Annotated in this window: 1 protein-coding gene; it reads right to left on the bottom strand. The window is 66.2% G+C overall.

Annotated features, from left to right (window positions below; all coding sequences use genetic code 11):
• Positions 1-601: transposase (locus tag BN2503_RS19105; RefSeq protein ID WP_199445293.1), on the bottom strand; the 601-nt coding region annotated here is incomplete at both ends.

Below are 601 nucleotides of genomic sequence, written 5' to 3'. Positions count from 1 at the left end.
CGCACTCCCCCGTGCTGATCGACGCGCCCAGCACGGGAGCGGCTTGCGCCGGTGTCGCCAGCGCCGTCACCGCAGCCCTGAGCGGCGAGTTGGGTGCCAACACGCCAAAATAGCGGTGCCGGTGGGTGCGTGGCGGGGGAACCAGCGCGGCAATGTGGTCGATCAGCTCCAGCGGTGTGAGGTGCAGCTCATCAACCTTGGCACCGCGCTTGTCGCTGGTGGGTTCGCTGCGCTGCTTGCCGCAGCGGTACACCAGTTTGCTTCCCTCTTTGCGTAGGCGCTCCATGGCAAAGGGTGGGCGGGCGCAATAGCGCAGCAGCCGCTCCAGCGCAGCGCGGTCGTGGGCTTCGATGCAGACACCGGCGTCCACCGAGAAGCCGCTGTGCTGGTAGCCCAGCATGTCTTTGGCGTCACAGTTCTCCAGCAGCCCACGGCCCACAAAGGCGCGCAGGATACGTTTTTGCAGTGTGGTCTGCACTGGGGCCACGGTAGCCGCATCGATGCCGGTGGCCGCGTGAAAGATGACACCCGGCGATGAGATTCGAGGGGTCGCATCAGCATCGCCCTCGCCCTCCACTTCCTCAAACACCCCGTCCACCAC

Origin of the sequence: Paenacidovorax caeni (assembly GCF_001298675.1) — a bacterium.
Classification (GTDB): Bacteria; Pseudomonadota; Gammaproteobacteria; order Burkholderiales; family Burkholderiaceae_C; genus Paenacidovorax; species Paenacidovorax caeni.
This window is presented reverse-complemented; position numbering and strand designations above follow the sequence as displayed.